The organism is Mesorhizobium sp. WSM4829 (assembly GCF_055811475.1).
On sequence record NZ_JBVVQJ010000080.1, the window covers coordinates 1 to 5,754 of the forward strand.

The 5,754-nt window shown below is 60.9% G+C and carries 4 protein-coding genes and 2 pseudogenes; 3 read left to right on the forward strand and 3 right to left on the reverse strand.

Annotated features, from left to right (window positions below; all coding sequences use genetic code 11):
• Positions 1-476: 476 nt before the first annotated feature.
• Entirely contained in the window at positions 477-947 is a 471-nt protein-coding gene (locus AC0L17_RS33925) for an acyl-CoA thioesterase (RefSeq protein ID WP_473518914.1), read from the forward strand.
• Between the two features lie 170 nt (positions 948-1,117).
• Positions 1,118-1,380 (forward strand): annotated as a pseudogene (locus tag AC0L17_RS33930) (transposase); the annotation flags it as partial.
• A gap of 142 nt (positions 1,381-1,522) precedes the next feature.
• On the opposite strand, the gene AC0L17_RS33935 reads toward AC0L17_RS33930, so the two are convergent.
• Together AC0L17_RS33935 and AC0L17_RS33940 are read right to left on the reverse strand one after the other, a co-directional pair.
• Positions 1,523-2,458 carry a serine hydrolase domain-containing protein gene (locus AC0L17_RS33935; RefSeq protein WP_473518915.1) on the reverse strand — a complete coding sequence of 312 codons (936 nt, stop codon included), beginning with the start codon at positions 2,456-2,458 and terminating at the stop codon, positions 1,523-1,525.
• 402 nt (positions 2,459-2,860) lie between these two features.
• A pseudogene (locus AC0L17_RS33940) lies at positions 2,861-4,279 on the reverse strand (ABC transporter permease subunit); the annotation flags it as partial.
• Between the two features lie 91 nt (positions 4,280-4,370).
• Here AC0L17_RS33940 and AC0L17_RS33945 point away from each other — a divergent pair.
• Positions 4,371-5,317, forward strand: a protein-coding gene (locus tag AC0L17_RS33945) for an IS630 family transposase (protein WP_473518916.1) whose coding sequence is annotated in 2 segments (ribosomal slippage) — positions 4,371-4,710 and positions 4,710-5,317 — 948 coding nt in all. Because the reading frame shifts where the segments join, the coding sequence is not laid out codon by codon here.
• On the opposite strand, the gene AC0L17_RS33950 is transcribed toward AC0L17_RS33945, so the two are convergent.
• A complete protein-coding gene (locus AC0L17_RS33950) occupies positions 5,262-5,621 on the reverse strand; it encodes a hypothetical protein (RefSeq protein WP_473518917.1) in 360 nt (119 codons plus the stop codon). The two genes, AC0L17_RS33945 and AC0L17_RS33950, sit on opposite strands and share 56 nt — an antisense overlap.
• Between the last annotated feature and the right edge of the window lie 133 nt (positions 5,622-5,754).

The following is a 5,754-nucleotide window of genomic DNA, read 5'->3' on the forward strand; positions in this document are numbered from 1 at the left end:
CACTGCGCGACATCCTTCGTCCGCAACTTTTGGCAGCGCGCGCAAAGAAGCTCACCGACGACGCATGGGAGAAGCGGTTAATTGCAGTGCGACGTGCAGTCGAAAATATCTGAGGTTCAGACCGATTTGACCGGAGTCCTTTGGCCGTTTGTCCGAGCCGCAACGTTGGTTCGCCGAGCCTTGAGGGTTATGGCTTGTTCACGGTGGTCGGGGTTGGTGGTGGCGGTGTTGGCGCGCCCACGATATCGTCACTGTGATCGACCGCTTCAGTGCGGCGAGGTAATCAAGGTGAAAGTGCAGCGTCAATGGTTTCGTCGCAAATGGTACCGGACGCGCTTGACCCGCCCTATGATCCTGTTCGATGCGGTAGTGCACAGATTGAACTGATGAAAAGCTACCGGTTGGCGGCATCGTGTTCAAAGCGTTATCACGGTGGCACTATAATCTGCTAAGACCACACGAGATTGGGCAAATAGATGGATGCAACCCGAAAATTCGCAACGATGGTGACCGACGATCTTATCGACGGATATGGGCACATGCATATGGTGCACTATCTGGGAGCGTTCAGTCGCGCTGCGGATGTACGGCTCGACTTCGCGATATGTCTAAGCCCGGATAGGTCAGTGATCTCAGGCCTCGTCACCGCCGAAGCGCGAGTCGCTTACAAGAAAGAAGCGATGCGCGGCGACGATCTGCTCATCACTACTTGGATAGCCGACATTGACGAAAAGCGAGTCCATGTCGCGCAAGCGATGGTGCGTGGCGACGGAACGTTACTGTCGACAGCTGAACAGATTTTCCTGAATTTCAACCTGCTATCGCGCCGCGTAGAACCATTCCTGCCGGATGTGATGGCCGAGCTTAGACGCCATGTCGAGGCGGACAATGGTGCATTCGATCCGGAAATTGTCAGTCACCGAATGGGCATACCGAGAATAGTATGAAGTTACCTGATCGGTCGTGCCCCGCTGAGTGGTGTAGCTCGGCGGTGACGAAGCCGCTCGCGAGCGCGACCTCGACAGCGCTGAAGCGAGCGAGGCGGCGTAGCGGTGGTCATCGATGTTCCCCGGTAAGGTCGGGTTGCGGACACCAGCCTGATTCGAAGGAATGACCGATGACCGACCACATGACGTACCTGCGCACGCTCGTGGAGAAGACCCCGACGCCGATATCTTGCGCGAGATGATCGGCTTTGCCGCGGAGCGGCTGATGGAGCTAGAGGTGGGTGCGGCCACCGGCGCCGGCTATGGCGAGAAGAACCCGCTGCGCACGGCTCAGCGCAACTGCTGTCGCGACAGAGACTGGGAGACGCGGGCCGGCACGACATACAGGCGCTGTCCATGGATGGCGCGAGCCTCGAACGCTCCCAACTCGTTGTGGGTCACCCATCACATATTGCGATACGAGTAGCCGGGCTGCGACATGTCGGGGCACTTGGCGCGGTCGACGCCCTTTTGCACGTCATGTACGACGGACGCGGGAATAAGCTGCATTCCGTTCCACTCGTCTTCGCGCCGCATCAGCTCACCGAAACGCGCGAGGCCGCGCAATCCGCGCTCAGGCCGCCGTTGGCGATTGGCATGCCGACCGGGTCGACGCGGATATAGCCGTCCTCCTCGCAGCCAAGCGGCATCCACAGGCGCTCTTGCAACAGCTGCGCGAACGAGCAGCCGGTCACGCGCGCCATCACCCAGACCATCACTTCCGAGTTGACGCTTTTGTACACGAACGCCTCACCGTGCGCGCCTTCCTTGCGCACCGTGCGCAGGTAGTCGCAAATGGTCTGTGGCCCTACATAACCGACCGGCCGCGGCCGCGAGCCCACGGCGCGCGAAAACGCCCTGGCGCCGGAGCGCTCATCGACATAGTCCTCCGTATACGCCAGACCGGTCTGCATATCCATTACCTCGCGCAGCGTGGCATCATCCCAGGCGGTGCCGCGCAGCTCGGGCAGGTAGTGCGGAATTGCCTGACTATCGTCGAGGATCCCTTCGTGCACGAACGCTGCGGTGAGCGTGCCCGCGTATGACTTTGTGATCGAGCGGCACGCATGCGGCAAGTGCGGATCGAGGGCGTCGAAGTAACGCTCGCACACGACACGCCCCCGATGTAGCACCACGATGCCGTCGGTGTAGGTTTCGAGGAGCGTGTCATGCAAGCGGCGGGCGAGCCCGCTCATATCAACGAAGGTGAGCGCGTCGATGTCGGCGGCCTTGTCGCTTCGATCGAGCGGCGACGGCCCGCCCCCTCCGCGCCACACGTTCACGGTCGCGGCAAGCTCGCGCATATGCGCCAGCGACCAGCGGATCTGCGGGAAATCAAGAAAGCGGCCACTCTCAAATGTAATTTGCTTGTCAGCTGGCGGCCGCGAGCCCTGCATCCAGCCGAGCGCACGCGGATCCGAAGCGCGACCGTCAAGGTAGGGCCGTCCGTCGAATTCGAGCATGCCCATCATACCTCCCCTCCATCAACGAGGCGCTTTTGAGTTTCTCATTGGCGTGCGCCGCCTTGGCGAATAGCACCGCCAGTGCTGTGACGAGCATATTTCCTCCTACCCTCTTCGATTGTCCGAGCGACGGACGCGCGAGGGCAAAGACGGACGCGTCGGTTTTGGGTCATCGAGCCCGAGAATGCCGTCGCGCAGCAAGCCGGCGGTGGGGAGCGAGCACCAGTTCGGCCAGGGTCATGAATTTGTTGATCACCTCCATGCGCCCGAAGGACGGTTCGCCAGCCACCGACTAATCGAAGGCGTTTGCACCTCAGCCCACCAACGGCCACAGTCGTCGTGGACGGAGTCAAGAGCCGCTTCACCCTGCGGGATCGAGCCTACCCACCTCTGACACTGTAGGCTGCCGTCTCAAGCCGCGGGTGCTGGGCGCGCGCGCTGAAGGCTCAGCGTCGATCGCCACCCCGCAACGTAGAGGATATTTAGAACGAGCAGGGGCAAAAGGATCAACAGTGTCGCCACCGCGGCAATTGTCGGGTCGATCTGGTGGCGAATGTCCTCCCACATCTTCAGAGGCAGCGTACGGAACGAGAGTCCGGCTACCAGCGATGTAACTACGACCTCATCAAACGAGGTGAGAAACGCGAACACGGCGCCGCCGATGATGCCCGGACGGATCAGTGGCAGCGTCACCCGCATAAATGTCCGGAACGGTCCCGCGCGCATGCTCATGGCCGCCTGCTCCAGCCGCGGGTCGAAATTAGCCAGCGTAGCGGAGACGATCACGACGACATAGGCGATAGCGCCGATGGTATGCGCCAGCAGGATGCCGGTCATCGAGCCGAGCAGCCCGAGTTTGACCAACCCGAGATATATCGCGATGCCCACAACGATGACCGGAAAGGTGATCGGTGTGAGGATCACCATTGTCAGGAAGCTACGCAGCCGCGGAAGCGTGCGGCTGAGGCCGTAAGCAGCAAGCGTGCCCAGGATGGTCGAAAGTGTGGCGACCACAACACCAATCTGGATACTGTTCCAGGCGGCGGCATACCAGGACGGATCGCTGAAGAAAGATCGGTACCACTGCAGCGAAAGGCCAGAGGGCGGGAATTCCAAATACTTCCCCGCGCTGAATGACATTATGACGACGAGAATCTCGGGAACAACAAGTAGTACATGACGAGCGCGAGGAACACCACGCCGACGACCTTCGACCAGCGGCTGTCATGGCCGGCCTGGAAAAGTTGCGCCACCCAGCGCTTCGCCCGACGGTGAGTGAGAATCTCGCCGAGATAGCGTTTCATAACGCCGAATGAAGGCGACCGACTCAGCCAAGACTTCCGCGCTGATTGCGCCGTGCGGCCCTGCGCACCGGAAAGATCAAGCCCGAAGACGGAGAGCACGACGATGGCGACTGCCAGGAGGATAAAGGCCGTGGCGGCAACACGCGCCATGTCAAAGGAGGTCTGGACCTGCGACGCGATGAAGGTCGACAGCATGGCGTCTCCCAACCCGCCGAGTGCGGCGTACGGAGCGGCTCCCTGTTGGTCTTTGTGATCTGCCTCGGCTTCTACATCACGCCGGGGGCCGCGCACCCATACTGCGAGCCGCCGCCATGAACGATTTGTCGATGCCCATCATGACGCTGACCAGAGGCAGGATCATCATGGGCAGCATAATGTGAACCATGCCGATATAAACTGCCACGCGGTTGTAGATGAGCGGTAGCGGACTGGAGATAAGCCCGTGGTCGAGCAGCAGATTGTTGATCAGGCCGCGATCGCCAAGTATCACGATCCATGCATAGGTCCGCACCAATCCACTGGTTAGAGCATCTTCGATGAACGCAGAGTCGGTTTTGGGATTCACTCGGTAGGTTTCGTCTGATTCACTGCTCCTGGTGATTTGCGAGGGGGTGAGGATGACAAGGAGCCTGAGCGCCGACCTGCGCGGGCGGGTGATTGCGGCCATTGAGGATGGCTTATCGACGCGGGAGGCTGCGCGTCGCTTCCGGATCGGGATTTCGACGGCGGGAAGCTGGTATCGCCGCTATCGCGAGACCGGCGAGATGGAGGCGCGCAGGCAAGGCCAGCCGTCGCGTTCGAAGCTCGACGCGCACGAGGCCTTCGTTCTCGGCCTGATCGAGGAGACGGCGGACATCACACTTGCCGAGATCGGTGAACGCCTTGCAGCCGAGCGGGGCGTACGGGTAGCGCCGTCCACCGTATGGCTGTTCCTCGACCGGCGCGGCATCACGTTCAAAAAAAGACGGCGCACGCCGCCGAACAGCAGCGTCCCGACGTCCTGCGCCGCCGCAGGGCCTGGTTCGATGGTCAACTCGATCTCGACCCCGAGAAGCTGATCTTCATCGACGAGACCGCGGCATCCACGAAAATGGCGCGGTTGCGCGGACGCAGTCCGTGTGGCGAGCGGTGTCGGGCGGCCGTGCCTCACGGTCACTGGAAGACCACGACCTTCACGGCCGGCTTGCGGTTGAACAGCATGGCGGCGCCGATGCTGCTCGACGGTCCCATGAACGGCGCGGCCTTTCTCGCTTATGCAGAGCAGGTTCTCGCACCCGAACTTCGCCCCGGCGACATCGTGGTCATGGACAATCTGCCGGCTCACAAGATCAGCGGCGTGCGCGAGGCGATCGAGAAGGCTGGCGCGCGGCTCCTGTTCCTGCCGCCATACTCGCCTGACTTCAACCCGATCGAGATGGCGTTCTCCAAGCTCAAGGCCCTCCTGAGAAAAGCTGCAGCCCGAACCATCGACGAACTCTGGTCAGTCGTGGCCAACTGCCTCTCGGCGTTCAGCGCCGAGGAATGCTGGCATTATTTCGCAGCAGCCGGATATGACCCGGAATAAGTCGAATCTGCTCTAGATAAGGCACAAGGACGAGCACAATGAGCGCGATGCGCAGGCGCTTCGACGCGGCCACAATAAGATAGGCTGTGGGATAGCCGATGAGGAGGCAGATTGCCGTGGCCACCACGCTAATCTCGATGGTTTGATAGAGCACGCGGATATTCGCGGATTGGCCGAAAAAGGCCTGATAGCTGACAAGCGAGAAGGTCGGCGCATTGAGGCTGGTCAGAAACAATAGGATAATCGGTATGCCGAAGACAACCAGCAAAACGGCGAGAGCAGGCCCAGTGAGCACGATGGGCATTCGGCCCAATGTCTAAAGCGTCTTCATCGGCATTCCCTCTCAGCGCGTTCACGCAGTGACAAAGCGAACGTCTGAGCGCAGCCAGTCGAGATGTACCTCATCGCCAGCTTGGAAAATCTGCTGGCCGGCGGCG

Excerpts from the sequence above, each read along its gene's own strand:
- AC0L17_RS33925 (WP_473518914.1), top strand. The coding sequence starts at position 477 with ATGGATGCAACCCGAAAATTCGCAACGATGGTGACCGACGATCTTATC.
- AC0L17_RS33950 (WP_473518917.1), bottom strand. The coding sequence starts at position 5,621 with ATGCCCATCGTGCTCACTGGGCCTGCTCTCGCCGTTTTGCTGGTTGTC.
- AC0L17_RS33935 (WP_473518915.1), bottom strand. The coding sequence starts at position 2,458 with ATGATGGGCATGCTCGAATTCGACGGACGGCCCTACCTTGACGGTCGC.